Source organism: Acidovorax soli, assembly GCF_014207955.1.
Lineage (GTDB): Bacteria > Pseudomonadota > Gammaproteobacteria > Burkholderiales > Burkholderiaceae_C > Acidovorax > Acidovorax soli_A.
Genome location: NZ_JACHLK010000028.1, coordinates 1 through 16,672, shown reverse-complemented (window position 1 = coordinate 16,672; position 16,672 = coordinate 1). Strand labels below are relative to the sequence as shown.

Here is a 16,672-nt window from a genome sequence, read left to right as displayed (position 1 = left end):
ATGGACATGAACCCGCATTCCGCCCGCCGCCACGCCGCCCCTACCCGCCCCACCCGCCTTGCCGCCGTGGCACTGGCCTGCGCCGCCTGGACGCTCGCCGCCCCCGGCCTGGCCCAGGCCCAGGACCCTGGCGGTAGCGCCTGGACCACCCCGGCCGCGCTGGCCCTGCCTGCGCAGCCCCTGCCCGCCACGCTGGCGGCGCTGTCGCGCCGCTTCGGCACGTCCATCGGGGGTGAAGGCGCGCTGCTGGAGGGCAAGACCGCGCCCGCGCTCCAGGGCAGCATGACCCTGCCGCAGGCGCTCGAACGCGTGCTGGCGGGCAGCGGCCTGCGCTTCGTGCGCAGCGGCACCTCTGCCGTCACGGTGCTGGCCGCCCCCGCAGCGGGCACCGCCACACTGGCCACGGTGACCGTTGCCGCCAGCACCGAGCCCGCGCCCCACGAACTGCCCGCCCCCGCGCCGGGCGGCCAGCTCGCGCGCGGCGCGCAGATCGGCATGCTGGGCAACCGCAGCCTGATGGAGACACCGTTCTCCGTCAGCGCCTACACCGCGCAGATCATCCAGGACCAGCAGGCCAAGTCGCTGGCCGACGTGCTGGCCAATGAGGCCTCGATCCGCAGCGACTGGTCTTCGCGCGGCGGCTACAGCGACAACTTCATCCTGCGCGGCTTCCAGGTGAACGCGGGCGACGTGGCGTTCGGCGGCCTGTTCGGCATTGCGCCGCGCACCTACATCCCTATCGAAAGCATCGAGCGCGTGGAGGTGTTCCGGGGCGTGAGCGCGCTGCTCAACGGCGTCTCGCCCAGCGGCTCGCTGGGCGGCGTGATCAACCTGGTGCCCAAGCGCGCGGGCGACGCGCCGCTCTCGCAGATCACGGCCAGCTACGAATCCGGCGGCTACTTCGCGGGCCACCTCGACCTGGGGCGCCGCTTCGGCCCCGACCAGGCGCTGGGCCTGCGCCTGAACGCCATGGCCGGCCAGGGCGGCACCGCCACCGACCGCCAGCACGCCGACGTGCGCAGCCTGAGCGCGGGCCTGGACTACCGCAGCCCGGGCGTGCGCCTGGGCGCCGACCTGGGCTACCTGGACCGCCGCACCGAGGCCTCGATGCGGCCCGCCGCCATCGGCGCCGGGCTCACGCGCGTGCCCGACGCACCGCGCGCCGGCGCCAACTTCGCCCAGCCCTGGGGCTTTGTGGAGCTGAGCTCGGTGCACGGCATGCTGCGCGGCGAGGTGGACCTGTCGCCCCGCACCACGGCCTATGCCGCAGTCGGCTTTCGCAAGAACCCCACCGACCTGCTGGTGAGCATTCCCACCCTCACGGACGCAAACGGCAACTTCACGGAACGCAACCTGAACTTCTTCGACGACGTGGACAACCAGACGGCCGAGGCCGGCCTGCGCGCCCACTTCGCCACCGGCGCCGTGCACCACCAGTTGAGCGCCAGCGCCAGCATGCTATGGCAGGAGCGCCTGAACCTCACGCACACCGTCAGCACCCCCAACTCCAACCTCTACCAGCCCACCCCGCTCGCGCCGCCCGACCTGTCGGGCTACGACACAGAGCCCCGGCTGCTCAGCAAGCAGCGGCTCTCGGGCATCGCGGTGGCCGACACCCTGTCCTTCCTGGACGAGAGGCTGCAGCTCACGCTCGGGGTGCGCTTTCAGCGGGTGGTGGCCGACGGCTACAACGGCCAGGTGCCCAGCGTGCGCAACTCCACCTACGGGCGCAGCGCCACCACGCCGGCCATCGCGCTGCTGGTCAAGCCGCTGTCCCACCTCTCGCTGTATGCCAACTACATCGAGGGGCTGAGCCAGGGCCCCACGGCCCCCACCGGCACCACCAATGCGGGCGAGGTATTCGCACCCTACGTCACGCGCCAGTACGAGGTGGGGGCCAAGCTGGACACCGGTCAGTTCACCACCACGCTGGGCCTGTTCCAGATGACGCAGCCCAGCGCCTTCTCCACGCCGGGCGCCAACGGCGGGCTGCCCAGCTTCGGCGTGGACGGCGAGCAGCGCAACCGGGGCGTGGAGCTGAGCGGCTTTGGCGAGCTGGCGCGGGGCGTGCGCCTGCAGGGCGGCGTGATGCTGCTGGACGCCGTGCTGGCGCGCACCGCGGGCGGCACCAACCAGGGCAAGACGGCCGTCGGCTCGCCACGCACGCAGATCAACCTGGGGCTCGAATGGGACCCGGCCTTTGCCCCCGGCCTCACGCTGTCGGCCGGTGCCGTGCACACCGGCGCTCAGTACGTGAATGCCGCCAATACGCTGCGCATTCCTGCGTGGTCGCGCCTGGACCTGGGCGTGGGCTACCGCACGAAGATGGGCGGCCTGCCCCTGGTTCTGCGTGCGCGCATGACCAACGTGGCCGACAAGAGCTACTGGGCCGCCGCATCACCCGGGCTGGGTGCACTGTCGGTGGGGGCCCCGCGCACGCTGGCACTCTCGGCCACCGTGGGGTTCTGAGTGCTGCGCGGGGGCCGCGCCCCGCCCTGGGGCCGCGCCACCCGGTCAGCGCGAGCCCCCGCTGCCGCCCGGCGCACCCGCCGCACCGGGCGCAGCGCCCCCCGTGCCGCCAGGGCCTGCGGCACCGCCCGTGCCCGAATTGCCCGTGCCGCTGCCGCTGGACGAAGGGCTGGTGCCCGCAGGCCCGGTCATGCCGGTTGCGCTGCTGGAGGCACCGGTGGTGCTGCCGCCGCTGCCCATGCTGGACATGGGCTTGCCCGAACCCGACTTGGAGCCCATGCTGTCGCAGGCGGACAGCCCCAGCGCGGCAACCGCGATCAGCGGCACGGCCACAAGCTGGCGAAGGGCAGGAATCTTGCGTTGGATGGCTTGGTTCGACATGGAATATCTCCTCTGTGACAACGGCCAATTGCCGTCACAGGGAATACGAAGGCCCCCAACACCCGGCTCGTAGGACGGGGGGCCGTCGGCCTGTCCGGGTTCGTGCCCCGCCGGCCAGGCCCTTAGCGCTTGCCGGGCTGCGCCGCGCCCAGGGCCAGCAGTTGCCGGGCCTCCAGCTTCGTCTCGTCCAGCGCCTTGGCGCTGTCCAGGGCCATCTGCAGGTATTTGCGCACCGTGTCCGCTTCCAGCTCGCTCACCATGTAGAGCTTGGCCAGTTGCAGCGCGGCCTCGGCATCGCCCGCGTCCAGCGCGCGCAGGAACCAGCGCTTGGCGCTCACCATGTCGCCCATGCAGCGGTAGCTGATGCCGATGTTCAAAAACGCCAGCTCGCTGCCTGCGGCAATGGCCTTCTTGTCCCATTCGATGGATTGCGCCAGGTCGATGCGCACGCCCTCGCCCGCGCCGTACATCACCGCCACCATGGCCATGCAGTCCACATCGCCCGCCTGCGCCCCCGCCAGAAAGCCCTGGAAGGCCTTGTTCAGGTGCCCCCGGTCATAGGCCGCCGTGGCGTCTTCGTAGGGGTTGTGCTGTGCATCGGACATGGCGCTACCTTCCTGCAAGAAGAGAAGAAGAGAAAAGGGAAGAAGAGAAACCGTCGCCCCGGGGCCGGCCCGGCAACCCGGGCATCATGCCCGGCTTTTATGGCAGCCCGCCAGCCAGCCCCGCCGGGGGCCCACCGCGCACACTCCTGGCGCTGACATGGGCCACCACGAAGAACACCAGCAGCAAAAGGCTTGCCGACCCGCCCAGCAGCACCGCGCCGATGGGCGCAGGTGCGGCCGCAAAGGCCGGCAGCAACACCACGACCAGCGGCAATGGGTTGGCCAGCACGGCCCAGCGCGGCCATGGCGTGCGCCCGCGCAGCACCAGCACGGCCAAGACCAGCGAGGCCATGGCACCCGGCACGGCCAGGCCCAGCAGCGACAGCCGCATGTACGCCTGCACGGCCTCGGCCTGCGCCTGGCAGACCGAAGGGGCAGCGCCGTCCACGCATGTGCGGATGAGCAGCTCGAACACCGCCCACACGGAATGGATGGCCGCCAGGCCCACGGCAAACAGCATGAACAGGCCCAGCATGGCGCGCGCAGCCCGCCCTGCGGGCACCTGAACGCCCTGGCAGACCTGCCAGAAGCCCGCCACCAGCAAGGCCCCTGCCACGGGCCCAAGCAGGCCGCCGGCCCAGATGCGCGCCACCGGGGCCGAGCGAACCAGCTCCAGCATGCCGGCACGGAAATCGGCCGCCGCGCCCCAGTGGCCGAGCAGCAGCATGTCGCCCGCCAACAGCAGCACGGCCCCCCAGATGCCCATGCCAGCGCCCATGCCAGCGCCCCGTTGGCCGGGTGCGTATGCTGAATCGGTGTGGTCTCTGTTCATGCGGTAGCGCCCTCCTGGTGCGATGGTGGTTGGTGTGATGGTGGTGGTGGCTGTGACGCCATGAATTTCCGCAGCCTGCGCGTGAGCAGCATGCCGGGCACGGTGACCCCGTTGCCTCGCGCGCTCAGAATCACCAGGGCCAGCCCCGCCTGCAGGTCGATGGACAGGTAGGAGCAGTAGCCCAGCGTGGCACCATCGTGCCAGACGATGTGGCGGTTGCCCAGCAGCCGGTCCACCAGCGTGGGCTGCATCCAGCCCAGCCCGGTGGCGCCGCTGGCGCGCGGCGCGTGGGTGGCGGCCAGGGCCGCATGCAGGGGCATGGCGGCATCGAGCTGGGCGCGCGCAAAGCGCAGCAGGTCATCGGCCGTGGAGAGCACGGCCCCCGCGCCGTGCAGCGCCACAAAGCTCCACGGCGCGCAGGGCTCGCCGCCTGCCGTATGGCCCTGGGCCAGCCGCTCGCGCAGGGCGGCAGCAGGCTCCACGGCACTGTCCTGCATGCCCAGGGGCACAAAGATCTCGCGCGCCAGCAGCGCGCCATAGGGCTGGCCTGTGCGCCGCTCCAGCAGGTGGCCAAGCAGGCCCATGCCGTAGTTCGAATACGCGAACCGCCCCGGCATGTGCTTGCCATCCTTCTTGTCCGGTGGCTGCTGCAGGTAGTCCCACACCGTGGCCGGCTGGATCAGGCTGTAGGGGTTCTTGAGCACCTCCTGCACGCCCAGGTGCACGGGCAGGTCGCGCTCCAGCATCTTGGGCACCCGGGGCAGGCCCGAGGTGTGCGTGGCCAGGGCCGCGAGCGTGATGCCGGCATGGGCCGGGTGCACGGGCGCGGCGGCGGGACCCAGGGCCTCCTGCACCGTGGTGCTTTCGGCGATCCCATGGCGGCCGGCCAGCAGCGGCAGCAGGCTGGCCGTCATCACCTTGCTGAGCGAGCCGATCTGGAACACCGTGGCGCCCGTGGGCGCCGCAGGCGGCACTGCAGCCGGGTTCACCGCGCCGTAGCCCTTGGTCCACACCTGGCCGCCGTGCAACACCCCGACCACCAGCGCACTGCCCGGGCGGCGGGCCTTGCGCAGGGCATGGTCCACGATCTGCTCCAGCGTGCTGCCGCCGGGCGCCAGCGCCTTCCAGTACAGCCAGAGCACGCCAGCCAGCAGCAGCGCAGCGGCAGCCCATGCAACAACGGTCCAGACTCCCAAGGCACCCTCCTGCCACGGTTTTTGCTGGCCGCTACTGTAGCCGCGGCAGGGTATGCAGGGCCTCAGGCATTTGGGTGACCGCCCCAAAACGGCAGGCCGACCCAGCCCAAAGCCGCCCAGCCATAGCAAAATAGCGCCACAAAAATTCCACCAGCAATAGGGGGTGAGAGGGATGGCAGTTCCAACAACCGGCAGGCAGCCGCACGGCCCACGTGCAGCGCGCCCGTGCACCGCTTTTCCCGCCCGCCCCCGCAAAGCCACGCCATGCCCGTGACCACCGCCGCCACCCTGCTCTGCCTGGTCGTTGCCATCAACGACGGCGACTCCTTCCGCGCCCGCTGCGACGGCGTTGCCCGCAACGAAGAGACCAGCGTCGCCATCCGCGCCATCGATGCGCCCGAAATGCGCCAGCCCTATGGCGAGGCCTCGCACAAGAGCCTGGTCAACCTCTGCCTGATTCCGCAGAAGGTCAAGCTCAGCAACATGGCGGTGGACATCCACGGCCGCACCGTGGCCGATGTGGAATGCCAGGGCAAGGACGCCGCCACCGAGCAGTTGCGCGCCGGCATGGCCTGGTACGACCCCAAGGTGGGCCTGGGCTACGAGGCGCTGGCCGACCTGCAGCTGCGCGCCCAGGCCGCCGGGCGCGGCCTGTGGGTGCAGAACGGCCCCCTGCCCCCCTGGGACTGGCGCGCCACGCGCAAGCTCAAGCCCACGGGCCCCATGGCCCCGTCGACCGCGCGCATTCCCTGAAGCGCGGCGCCGCCGTCACGGCGCCACGCGCACCCCCTGCACCTGGCAGCCCAGCCTGAGGTGCGGCAGCCCGTCGGCACCCAGCCACCGCTCGCCTACTCCAGCATCGGCCCCGCCAAGCCGTCCAGCGCCAGGGCCGCATCGCTGCGCTGCGCGCCCGTCCGGCCCGCGCCTCGCATGCATCCGGCCACCAGTTCCCGCACCAGGGCGTGGCTGGCCCGGGCGGGCCCGAACAGGGTGCGGTAGATGATGGGCGCAACCACGCCGTCCATGATGGCCTCCACCGTGGGCACAGCCTCGCCGCGCGCCAGGCCGCGCGCCAGAATGATCTCGATCTGGCTGGCCGTGTAGGCCGCGCACTGGCTGGGCACGGCCATGGCGCTGCCCTGGATGCGCCCGGCCAGCACGTCGCGCAGCATGGTCTGCCCGACCTCGGAGCCCATCTCCTCGAAGAACTGCTCGGCCCAGGCCTGCAGGTCGCCCTCTGCCGTGCCCGTGTCTGCGGGCTCGGTGTCGGCACGAAAGCGGTCCAGCGCCACGTCGGCCAGCAGCTCGGCCAGATCGCCCCAGCGGCGGTAGATGGTGGAGGGCGTGACACCCGCCTGCGCGGCGATCAGCGGCACGGTGAGCTGCGCGCGGCCGATCTGCTCGGCCAGCTCATGGGTGGCGCGGTGCACGGCGGCCTGCACGCGGGCGCTGCGTCCCCCGGGGCGGGGGGCTGGTTTGGAAGTCATGGCCACCATGCTAAAGCAAAAAGATTGCTTTAGTGGTTTAATACGCAAAAGCAAATTCTTTGCTTTTACTATTTCGCACTGGAGTTTCCATGGCCACGCCCCCCGCTGCTGCCGCCGCCACGCCGCACGCCATCGCCCCGCCCTCGGCCCCGGTCCGCCGCATGGGCCATGCCCCGGCCCTGTGGCTGCTGGCCTCCATCCTGGTGGGTTTTCTGGCCGCGTCGAGCGCGCCCTCGCCGCTGTATGCGCTGTACCGCGACAGCTGGGGCTTCTCGGCCCTCACGCTGACCCTGGTGTTTGCCAGCTACGCCTTTGCGCTGCTCAGCACGGCGCTGCTGTTCGGCACCTTCTCGGACCACCGGGGCCGGCGCGAGGTGGTGCTGCTGGCCCTGGTGCTGGAGATCGCCTCCACCGTGCTGTTCTGGCAGGCCGATTCGGTGGCCTGGCTGTTTGCCGCGCGCACCGTGCAGGGCCTGGCCACGGGCATTGCCACCAGCGTGCTCAGCGCTGCCCTGATCGACCTGCACCCCGAGCGCGGCGCCCTGGTGAACACCGTGGCGCCCATGCTGGGCATGGCCGTGGGGGCGCTGGGCACCAGCGCGCTGGTGCAGTTCGCGCCCACGCACACGGCGCAGGTGTTTGAGCTGCTGCTGGCGCTGTTCATCGTGCAGGCACTGGCCGCCGTCTTCCTGCCCGAAACCGTGGCGCGCCGCCCCGGTGCCTGGCGCTCGCTGCGCCCGCGCATCGCCATCCCGGCGGGCTCGCGCGCCACGCTGGCGCGCATCCTGCCGCTCAACACGGCGCTGTGGGCGCTGGGGGGCTTTTACCTCTCGCTCGGGCCCACGCTGGCGCGCGTCATCACGGGCAGCCACGCGCCGGTGCTGGGCGGCGCCCTCATCTGCGCACTGGTGCTCACGGCCGCCGTGGCCATTGTGTTTGTGCGCACCCGGCCGCCACGCCAGGTGCTGCTCCTGGGCACCTGGGCGCTGGTGCTGGGCTTGGCCATCACGCTGGCGGGCATTGCGCTGCATTCCAGCAGCGCCTTCTTCGCGGGCACGGTGGTGGCGGGTGTGGGGTTTGGCTCGGGCTTCAACGGCTCGCTGCGCAGCCTGGTGGGCACGGCCACGGCGGCCGAGCGCGGGGGTCTGATGTCGGGCTTTTTCGTGCTCAGCTACCTGGCCTTCAGCCTCCCGGCGATTGCGGCCGGCCTGGCTGCCGGCCACTTCGGGCTGCATGCCACGGCACTGGGCTTTGGCCTGGCCTTGCTGGCCCTGGGGCTCACGGCGCTGGGCCTGATGGTGCGGCAGCGGGCGGCGCCCTGAGCGGTGCCCGCCGTGCACGCCGATGGAGGCGGTCAGGAGTAGATGGCCAGGCTCAACGACAGCGCGGCGACGATGGCAATGGCCTGGATGCCAACGACGATTCCCAAGATAGGCATGAGGTGGTTCTCCGTGAAGAATGCAACAGCGTAAAACGCACTGCAACAATTGCGTGCAGTCTTTTGCAAACACGCTGCGTCGGACAATTCCTACACGGGGCAACCCAGCGCCTGCCCTCCTGGGGCGCACACCTCAATGGCGTGTCGTCCTACAAAAATGCCCGCGCCGGGTCTTTAGTATTGCCCCTGTCGATACCGCATCGACACCCACCCCTCCCTTGCTGAACAGCAAGTTACAGCCCGCCCCACCAGCGGGCTGTTTTTTTGGTGGATCGCTACCGGGGCGGCCGCTGATACCCGGCATCCACCCCGTCTGACAGACGCGGCACGCCGGCAGAGCGCCAATGGAGCTACAGATCCCCACGAGGAGGTAGCCACCATGTCCCGCACCCACAGAAGCCAGCCCGAAAAGCTCCGCCCCCGCGACATCAAGCGCCGCCGGCAGTGGGAGGCCATGCAGCGCCCGGCGCGCGAGGCGCAACTGCTGTTCCCCGAGCCGGAAGTGCCGCAGTGGAAGCCGATGGGATAGCGCGTGCGCGACGGCGTGGCAAGCCGTGGCGGTGTTGACGGCAGAGGCCGGGTCTCGGCCCGGCCTCCGACCTCAGCAAAAGCACGAGGCCACCAAAGACCCCAAAACAAGCACCCGCCCACCTGAAACAAGAAGAAACCAAAAACACCCGCCCTACTCCATCCGCCCGCATCCCCGGTGCGAGAATCCGCCGCACTTTCCCCTCCACTCGGCGCCCCGCACCCATGCATTCCCCCTCCCAGCCCTCGCCGCCGACGACGACACCCCCGCTCACGGTCCTCCAGCGCACGCGCCGCGCCCTCGCCATCGCCCTGCTCTCCACCCTGGCCTGCAGCCTGGCCGCCCCGGCATGGGCCGCGCCACCCAAGAAGAAAGCCGCCCCCGCCGCGGCGGCCAAGAACAGCAGCCACAAGACCTACAACAAGGCCGGCGCCAGCTTCCAGTACCCCACCTCGTGGAAGGTCGTGCTCGACGAGACCGATGCCAGCATGGGCGGCATCCACAATGTGGACCTGGAAGGGCCCGACGACGAGCGCATCACGCTGAGCTTCATCCCCTTCATGGCGGGCAAGGACATCGAGGCCTTTGCCGCCCGCGCCGCCCACCGCCGCGCCGAGCTGGCCGCCCAGGAAGGCGCCGCCGCGGCCACCGCCACGCAGGCGCCACAGCCATCGCCGCCACCGCAGCAGCAACAACAACAACAACAGCAGCCCCCCATCCCGCCCGAGCAGGAGGTGGTGTCCGCGCCCCCGCCGGACACGGCCAGCCCTGCAGCAGGTGCGGCCACAGCGGCCCCGGCCCCGGCCCCGGTTCCTGCCCCGGCCGCCACCAGCAAGGTATCGTCCATCACGCCCATCACCTCCAGCACCATCACGCGCCGCCTGTCTGGCGGCAAGGAGGTCAAGGGCGTGCTGCACCATTTCAGCTACGTGGGGCAGGACAGCAGCGTGCCCGTGGAGGCCGGCTTCTTCGCAATGGACTTCAGCCCCACCAGCAGCGTCACCATCATGACGCAGGCCCAGGTCGAGCATGCCAAGTCCATGGAGGCCGCACAGATCCTCGTGCTGGGCTCCTTGCGCTACCGCCCCGCCGCGCAGTCCAAGCAGTCCAACAAGTGAATGGATCCATGGATCCGTAGTGGCTGAGTGCGCAAGCAAGCCCGCTGGCCATGACACCCCCCTCCCCCCTTCGGAGCCCCCTTTGCACGCCTCTGTACCCTATGCCCACGATGGCATCGCCCTGCAGCACCCAGCCACCTGGGAGGTCTCCCACGACGGGCCCGATCTTGCCGATGGCAACCAGCGCCAGGTGCACCTGTCGGGCCCGGGCGAGGCCCTGATCCTGCTCAGCTTCGAAGCCATCGTGCCGGGCCTGCCCGGCATCGAGGCCCATGCGGCCGAGCAGGCGCAGATGCGCTCGGACATGCTGGCCGACTCCGCGCAGGACATGCCCTCCGAGCAGATCGAACCTGGCCCCACCCACACCACGCCGCTGAGCCGGCGCACGCCGCAGGGCCAGGAGGTGAGGGGCCAGGCCCAGCGCATGGCCTACAGCGCGCGCGGCGTGCAGCGCGAGCTGCATGTGCACTTTTTCGCGCGGGACTTCGGCGCCACCCGTATCATCCTCATGGGCCAGGCCCTGTCCGACCATGCACCGCCCATGCAGGCGGCGCTGGAGCAGGTGGTCGACACGCTGCACTACCGCGAGACCTCCTGACGCCCGCCCGGCCCGCCCCCCCATTCCCTGCCATGCACAGCCACAGCCATACCCTGCCCCGCGCCACCACCACCTCCGGGTTGCCCACATCCCGCAGATTCTTCACCGCCGCCGCCCTGGGCCTGGCGCTGCTGGTCGCCGGCCTGGCCCAGCCCGCCCTGGCCGCCCCCCATGCCACCTACAGCAAGGACGGCGTGAGCTTTCAGCACCCCGCCGACTGGAAAGTGGCGCAGGACGAGCTGGAGCCGGACGGCACCGGCATGCGCAGCATCGACCTCGAAGGCCCCGAAGACGCGAGCATCCACCTGATGTTCATCCCCTTCATGTCGGGCCAGAACATCGAGACCCTGGCCACCCGCGCCGCCGAGCACCGCGCAGAAATGGACAAGGGCCCGGCGGCCCTGGAGGGGCCGGACAAGATCACCCCCACGGGCATGACCTCCCGCGCCATCACCCGGCGCGTGGGCGGCAAGGAGATCAAGGGCGTGCTGCAGCGCTTTGGCTATGTTTCGGAGGGCGTCGCCATCCAGCTGGAATCGCGCTTTTTCTCCATCGATGCGGGCAACGGCAGCAGCGTCAACATCATGACCCAGTCGATGGCCGACGATGCCAGGCAACTCGACACCGCGCTGGGCCGCGTGATGGACACGCTGCGCTACCGCGCCAAGCGCTGAGAACCCTTTCGCACCTCTACCGACCGACCACCATGCACCGCACCGCCATGTCCCTTCGCTCCCCGTCGCTCCTGGCCGCACGCCGCGGTTTCACCACCGCCGCCCTGGGCCTGCTGCTCGCAGCCGGCCTGGCCACCCCGGCGCTGGCCGCCCCCAACGCCACCTACAGCAAGGACGGCGTGAGCTTCGAGCACCCCGCGGGCTGGAAGGTGACCGACGACTCGGTCGCGCAGGATGAAACCCGCCTGCGCAGCATCGACCTCGAAGGGCCTGACGATGCAGTCGTCACCCTCATGTTCAGCCCCTTCCTGCAGCGCCAGAACATCGAGTCCTTCGCGGCCACCACGGCGAAGAACCGCGCAGAATCCGCCAAGAGCGGCAGCGCGGTCGCCCAGCAACTGCAATTCGGCCCCGCCACCACCGCACCCATCACCCGCAATGTGGCAGGCCAGGACAGCAAGGGCGTGTCGCAGCGCTTCGTGATCAGCATGCAGAACATGAAGCTGCCGCACGAGGCCCGCTTCTTCAAGGCCGACCTGGGCACCACCACCGTGATCGTCATGACCCAGGTGGCCGATGAGTACGCCAAGGCCACTGAACCCGGCTTTGTGCTGGCCCTCAAGTCGCTGCGCTACAGCACCGGGCGCTGAGCGCCCGGTCGCCCGCTACGGCACGCCCTCCACCAGGGTGATGCCGTTGTCGGCCGCCCATTCGCGCAGCGCCTGCGCGATGGCGGCGGCCTCGTAGTCGTACCAGGCCTGCAGCAGGCCATGCCGGTGCAGCAGGTCCTTGTAACGGCCATAGGCGCCCTGCCGGGCAAAGCAGTGGTGCACCTGCTCCTGCAGTTGGGGCGCGTGCTCCTGCGCAAAGCGCAGGGCCAGCCGCCGCCCCAGGCCCAGATCCAACGGGCCGGGCACCTCGATATAGAGCGACTCGTCGCCCACATCGTCGGGCACCGGGTCGTCCTCGTCCTCCCAAACCCCCACCAGCCAGATCTGGCCGGAGCCGCGGTCCACATAGGCCGCGTTGTCGGGCGACGCGCTTACCCACTGAAAGGCATCGGTGAGTTCGGAAAAGCGCAACGGAATGGCCATGGCAATCTCCTCGCCAATGGAGCGCTATGCCCCGTCGTGGAAGTATGCGCGCCCCGCAAAGGTCCGCTGCAGCGCAGTCCGCAGCGCCTGGAACTGCGGCCCGGCCAGGTCAAAGCGCACCTCGATCCGGCCATCGTTGTCCATCTCCTGCGCGGCGTGCGCATCCATCTGCACGTCCACGCGGTCGCGGTACAGAGTGAAGGACACGATGTGGCCGTACCAGGACCAGCCCTGCCCGCAGTACTCGATGTAGGGCTGGTCCATGCCCAAGGCAATGTCCTGCTCGTCGTACTCGTCCAGGTGCTGCAGCATCAGGTAGAAGTCTTCGTCCTCGATGGACGGCGCCCCGAACGTCACGATGAGCAGCCCATCGTCGTCCTCGGCGGCGGACACTGCATTGGCGACAAAGCCTGTGGGCATCAGTTCTCCTCCTGTAGCCTGGCCGCACAACGCAGCAGCCATGGGCCACTGTACCGCGGTCGGCAGGCGCGCGGCGCCCCCATGCGACCGCCCTCCCTACCGCCCCTCCATTCCCTCCACCGCCACCTGCAGCAGGTGCGGCGCGATGTAGCGGCGGTGCGTGCGCTCGATCAGGGCCATGTAGAGGCGGCCAAAGGCATTGCGGCAGGCCACGCGGGTCGCCAGCGAATACTCCACCCGGCCATCGTCGAGCCAGCGCACGCCCACGCACGAACGGAAGGCCAGGTGGCGGTCGTCCGCGCCCAGCAACACCTGTGCGCTGCGCCCGTCTGGCGCAACCTGGCTGGCATGGACGGGGTAGCGGCAGGCAAAAAGCGGGCTGCCCTCAGGCATGGCCTGGCCTGCCGAAGGCGGCTGCAATGAGGACACCGGGCAGGCCAGCGGTGAGCGGCGCAGCCCGAGGGGGCGCACGATCACATTGCGCACAGCCATCATGCGCGTGACGCCCGGGTGCCGGTTCACGAGGAAGCTGTCCAGCAAGCCGGCCAGCAGGCTCGCGGCGTCCGGCGCGGCGCCTGCCGGGGCTGCGGCCACCAGCGTGAAGCAGTCCTCGTGGTGCAGCCTGCGGCCGCCCAGCGCCTGGCGCAGCAGGCTGTCGGCCGGCAGGTCATGCAGCTCCCGCACGCGGCTGGGCCGCAGCTCGCTCACATAGCCCGTGCCCTGCAGGGGCGCCAGTGCATGGCCCACCCTGCCTGCCAGCGCGCGGTAGTGCCCGCACGCGGCCGCCAGCCACCCGCCAGGCCGCTCGCCGAGCGAGAGCACCGTGGTGGGCACCTGCTGCGCCCGCACCGGCGCGCTGGCCAGGAGGTCCTGCACGGCATCGGGCAGCAGCTCTGTCAGCGAAGGGATGTCGCCCTGGTCCTGCAGCACCTTGCTGCGCAGCGCCGCACTGAGCTCGCCGCCCAGTTCGTTGGTGTGGGTGGACAGGGCAAAGAACGCAGGGTGCCCCGCCCCCTGCACGCTGGGCACGAACTGGTGCCAGTTCTCGCCCGAAAAGCGCACGGTGAACAGGCAGTCCGGCGGCACATCGACATGGCGCAGTGCCCGCACGAAGGCCGCCGGATCGCGCTCGATCTCCGCCGGCGTGGCACTGGAAAAGCGCAACTGCGCCCCCGCACTGCCCGACACCGCCGTGAACACCCGATGCCCTGCATGCCGGTGGAACGGGTGCCCGCCCTGACCCACGCCAAAGCTGTACAGCGCCGTCGCATCGCCTTTGGCAAAGTCGCTGCCGCCCAGCTTGGCCGAGGGCTCGTCCAGTGCATCGACGAAACGCCCATGCTGCCCCTGGCGCGCCATCATGCCGCGGCACAGGCCCGAGCCCACACCCCGGCCCAGCCGGGCCAGCAGGGTCACCTCGATGGGCAAAGCGCCCGGCCGCGTGGGCAACGCCACAAACGGAAAGGTCGCCGTCTCGCGCGTCAGCCGCAGTGCGGGGCGGGAAAGACCCAGGGTGGCGGTGCTGCTGTTCATGCCTGTACTCCTTTTTCTTGGCGTTCGTGCCGGGCATTCCGGGGCGGGTCGCCCTGCTGCTCGGTTGGCACCCGGATGGCCTCGAAAAAATTATATTTAGTTAATTACCTAATTGCAACCTTAACAAATTGACTGGGCATTGAGCGCCTCGGACCGAGCAGGCAAGACCTTTTCGGATTGCAGTTCAGTTTTATCTTGACTAAGTTTAGAAATTACTAAACAATAGCACCCATGGCAGCCCCGGCGCACAGCGACGCCAAACGACCCACCCTGTCCATCCACCGTTCGCACGCACCAGGGGCTGCCGACTTTTTTTCCTTCTTGATTTGACGCTGGCCAGCCCACGTGCCCACCCAGCAAGCCACCAGGAGCCTCCATGCACCACCATGCCGCCCAGCCACTGACGTTGCCACTGCCACAACCAGCTCCCCGGCACTTCGCGGCCGGTGGTGCGGCCAACGCGGCCACGCTCGCAGTTGCGGGCTCGGCGTCCTGGCCGCCACTGGCACCGCGTGCACCATGTGCACCACTGGGTAGCCCGCCCGCGGCGCAGCCATCCCTGCTGGCGCGCTTTTGCCGCAGCGCCAACGACCCCGTGCGCGATGCCAGCCAGCACCACGAGGCGCGCATGGCCGAGTCCGATGCGCAGTACGCCGCCGAAGACGCAGCCCACCGCGACACCCTGGCCCTGGCGCGCGGCGGCGACTATGCGCGCCTGCTGGCCGCCATGGACTACCGCGACAACGACACGCGCGCCATGCACGCCCTGGTCACCTGCGCCCAGCAGGGCCACGCCCTGGCACGCGAGGCCGTCGAGGTGCTGGCGCGCACCTGGGCCGAGACGCACACCGAGGTGCTGCTGTGACGCTGGATGGCAGGCCCCGCCCGGGCCGCTCCGCAGGCCCGCAGGAGCCCCCGGCAGAGCGCGTTGCGCGCCTGCTTGCCCACACGGTCACCGCGCTCGGGGCCGTGGCCATTCTGGGCACCCTGCTGTGGGCCATGCACGAAGATACGCAGCACGAACTGCGGCGCGAAGCCATGGCGCAGCAGGCCCGCGTGCGGCAACCCCCAGCCCCCAGCGCAGAACAGCGCCGCCATGTGGCCGCCCAGTTCGTGTGCGGCCACGGGGTGGCTTACCAATGGGTGAATGCGAACACCGTGGAGTGCCTGCGCGAGATGGCGGATGCGCAGGTCGCCACCACGGGCCGGTGAAGTCCTATGGCCGGTCCAGCAGCGTGCCGTTCAGCCCCACCATCTTCCACGACAGCAGGCCGTAGCGGCGAAAGACAAAGCCCAGCTCACGCCCTTCCGAGCTGACGTGCACGGTCGAGTAGTTCTGGTAGTCCACGTGGAAGCGCGGCTTGCTGCCGGCCTGGGCATCGGTGGTGCCACGGCCGCCGCCCGGGGATGCTGCCGGCGGCGCGGAGCGTGGGGTCTCGCTGCGCGGAGACTGCTGCTGCTGTTGCTGCAGCAACTTCACCACCCCCGATGGCGAGACCATGGCATCGACAGCCTGGTTCAGCATGCCCTTCACGAAGGTCTGTGCCAGGTTGGCAAACGGGTTGTCCTCGGGCACGCCGCGGGTCTTCATCTCGGCGTCCATGCGCGCGCTCATCAGCTCCTTGACCGAGTCGCGCAGCAGCACGAAGTCCACATACTCCGACACCCGGGCCGCATCCTTGTCGCGCACGGCGTTGGACAGGGAGTGCAGCGCCCAGTACGGGGAGGCAAAGACGGCTGCGCCGGCGGCGATGGCGATGGCGGCCAGGGCGATGGGGATGGTTCTCTGGGAGTTGCGGCTCTTCTGCGCGGTGGCGTACGTCGAGGTGGTCATGTGCGGTTGTCCCTCCGGTGTGGTGTTGTGGATCCTTGGCTTCAACGTTTGGTGGGACGTGGGGGTTTACGCGGTTGGGGGGCGCAATGCATGGTCTTGACTGTACGCCTTGATGGTGGGCGTGAGCCGGGGCGTGCGCCCAGTTGCAGGCTGTTGTTGACGGCATGCTTTGATTGAAGGCGGAGGCCGGGTCTCGGCCCGGCGGCCGAGGTACTTCTTCTTTGCTTCGCCAAAGAAAAGTACCCAAAAGAAAGGCGACCCCGCTGCCCGTGTCCCCCTCGCCTATGGCGAGGGGGCAGCCTGCGATGCTCGAAGCTGGGGTGCGCCTCGCAACTCACTGCGTTCCCCCTTCGGGCGAACTCCGTTCAGACATCTGCGGCGAGCCAGATGACGAAGCGTGTGTGTCCTTCGGCACACACGCCACCCCAGCTTCTGCGCTTCTCGGCACGGTCAGAAGGGGGTGG

General features: G+C 69.9%; 19 protein-coding genes. 10 read left to right on the top strand and 9 right to left on the bottom strand.

The window, feature by feature from the left end; translation table 11 throughout:
- Positions 1-6 precede the first annotated feature (6 nt).
- Complete coding sequence (locus tag HNP48_RS33790) at positions 7-2,469, top strand: TonB-dependent receptor (protein WP_184865766.1); 2,463 nt, start codon at positions 7-9, stop codon at positions 2,467-2,469.
- Between the two features lie 45 nt (positions 2,470-2,514).
- On the opposite strand, the gene HNP48_RS33785 is transcribed toward HNP48_RS33790, so the two are convergent.
- The 4 genes from HNP48_RS33785 to HNP48_RS33770 all read right to left on the bottom strand — a co-directional run bounded on the left by HNP48_RS33785 (position 2,515) and on the right by HNP48_RS33770 (position 5,483).
- Positions 2,515-2,850: a hypothetical protein gene (locus HNP48_RS33785; protein WP_184865764.1), complete on the bottom strand. Its 336-nt coding sequence runs from the start codon at positions 2,848-2,850 to the stop codon at positions 2,515-2,517.
- A 122-nt stretch (positions 2,851-2,972) separates the two neighbouring features.
- Positions 2,973-3,455: a tetratricopeptide repeat protein gene (locus HNP48_RS33780; RefSeq protein WP_184865762.1), complete on the bottom strand. Its 483-nt coding sequence runs from the start codon at positions 3,453-3,455 to the stop codon at positions 2,973-2,975.
- 97 nt (positions 3,456-3,552) lie between these two features.
- Positions 3,553-4,233, bottom strand: a complete 681-nt coding sequence (locus HNP48_RS33775) for a DUF6796 family protein (protein WP_184865761.1) — start codon at positions 4,231-4,233, stop codon at positions 3,553-3,555.
- A gap of 50 nt (positions 4,234-4,283) precedes the next feature.
- Positions 4,284-5,483 carry a serine hydrolase gene (locus HNP48_RS33770; RefSeq protein WP_184865759.1) on the bottom strand — a complete coding sequence of 400 codons (1,200 nt, stop codon included), beginning with the start codon at positions 5,481-5,483 and terminating at the stop codon, positions 4,284-4,286.
- A 264-nt stretch (positions 5,484-5,747) separates the two neighbouring features.
- Here HNP48_RS33770 and HNP48_RS33765 point away from each other — a divergent pair, with 264 nt between their 5' ends.
- Positions 5,748-6,236 (top strand): thermonuclease family protein, encoded by a 489-nt coding sequence (locus HNP48_RS33765; RefSeq protein ID WP_184865757.1) that lies wholly within the window; start codon positions 5,748-5,750, stop codon positions 6,234-6,236.
- A 95-nt stretch (positions 6,237-6,331) separates the two neighbouring features.
- On the opposite strand, the gene HNP48_RS33760 is transcribed toward HNP48_RS33765, so the two are convergent.
- Positions 6,332-6,970: a TetR/AcrR family transcriptional regulator gene (locus tag HNP48_RS33760; protein ID WP_184865755.1), complete on the bottom strand. Its 639-nt coding sequence runs from the start codon at positions 6,968-6,970 to the stop codon at positions 6,332-6,334.
- A gap of 89 nt (positions 6,971-7,059) precedes the next feature.
- Here HNP48_RS33760 and HNP48_RS33755 point away from each other — a divergent pair, with 89 nt between their 5' ends.
- The 6 genes from HNP48_RS33755 (at position 7,060) to HNP48_RS33730 (ending at position 11,977) form a co-directional block, all read left to right on the top strand.
- The gene (locus HNP48_RS33755) at positions 7,060-8,292 is read left to right on the top strand and encodes an MFS transporter (protein ID WP_184865752.1); all 1,233 of its coding nucleotides are present in this window, start codon (positions 7,060-7,062) and stop codon (positions 8,290-8,292) included.
- A 495-nt stretch (positions 8,293-8,787) separates the two neighbouring features.
- On the top strand, positions 8,788-8,937 hold the full coding sequence (locus tag HNP48_RS33750; protein WP_184865750.1) for a hypothetical protein: 150 nt from the start codon (positions 8,788-8,790) through the stop codon (positions 8,935-8,937).
- Between the two features lie 224 nt (positions 8,938-9,161).
- Positions 9,162-10,055 carry a hypothetical protein gene (locus HNP48_RS33745; RefSeq protein WP_184865748.1) on the top strand — a complete coding sequence of 298 codons (894 nt, stop codon included), beginning with the start codon at positions 9,162-9,164 and terminating at the stop codon, positions 10,053-10,055.
- A gap of 82 nt (positions 10,056-10,137) precedes the next feature.
- Entirely contained in the window at positions 10,138-10,653 is a 516-nt protein-coding gene (locus HNP48_RS33740) for a hypothetical protein (RefSeq protein ID WP_184865746.1), read from the top strand.
- A 32-nt stretch (positions 10,654-10,685) separates the two neighbouring features.
- The gene (locus HNP48_RS33735) at positions 10,686-11,327 is read left to right on the top strand and encodes a hypothetical protein (protein WP_184865744.1); all 642 of its coding nucleotides are present in this window, start codon (positions 10,686-10,688) and stop codon (positions 11,325-11,327) included.
- A 32-nt stretch (positions 11,328-11,359) separates the two neighbouring features.
- The gene (locus tag HNP48_RS33730; protein WP_184865742.1) at positions 11,360-11,977 is read left to right on the top strand and encodes a hypothetical protein; all 618 of its coding nucleotides are present in this window, start codon (positions 11,360-11,362) and stop codon (positions 11,975-11,977) included.
- 15 nt (positions 11,978-11,992) lie between these two features.
- Here HNP48_RS33730 and HNP48_RS33725 read toward each other — a convergent pair whose 3' ends face one another.
- From HNP48_RS33725 to HNP48_RS33715, 3 genes are all read right to left on the bottom strand, one after another.
- Positions 11,993-12,421: a hypothetical protein gene (locus HNP48_RS33725; RefSeq protein WP_184865740.1), complete on the bottom strand. Its 429-nt coding sequence runs from the start codon at positions 12,419-12,421 to the stop codon at positions 11,993-11,995.
- A 24-nt stretch (positions 12,422-12,445) separates the two neighbouring features.
- Entirely contained in the window at positions 12,446-12,841 is a 396-nt protein-coding gene (locus HNP48_RS33720) for an Imm10 family immunity protein (RefSeq protein ID WP_184865738.1), read from the bottom strand.
- Between the two features lie 96 nt (positions 12,842-12,937).
- Positions 12,938-14,374: a DUF2867 domain-containing protein gene (locus HNP48_RS33715; protein ID WP_184865735.1), complete on the bottom strand. Its 1,437-nt coding sequence runs from the start codon at positions 14,372-14,374 to the stop codon at positions 12,938-12,940.
- Positions 14,375-14,750: 376 nt separating this feature from the next.
- Between HNP48_RS33715 and HNP48_RS33710 the strand changes: the two genes are divergently transcribed.
- A complete protein-coding gene (locus HNP48_RS33710; protein WP_184865733.1) occupies positions 14,751-15,239 on the top strand; it encodes a hypothetical protein in 489 nt (162 codons plus the stop codon).
- A complete protein-coding gene (locus tag HNP48_RS33705) occupies positions 15,236-15,586 on the top strand; it encodes a hypothetical protein (RefSeq protein WP_184865731.1) in 351 nt (116 codons plus the stop codon). Before HNP48_RS33710 ends, HNP48_RS33705 begins: the two co-directional genes overlap by 4 nt.
- A gap of 4 nt (positions 15,587-15,590) precedes the next feature.
- On the opposite strand, the gene HNP48_RS33700 is transcribed toward HNP48_RS33705, so the two are convergent.
- Positions 15,591-16,208: a DUF2939 domain-containing protein gene (locus HNP48_RS33700; protein ID WP_184865729.1), complete on the bottom strand. Its 618-nt coding sequence runs from the start codon at positions 16,206-16,208 to the stop codon at positions 15,591-15,593.
- Positions 16,209-16,672: the final 464 nt, after the last annotated feature.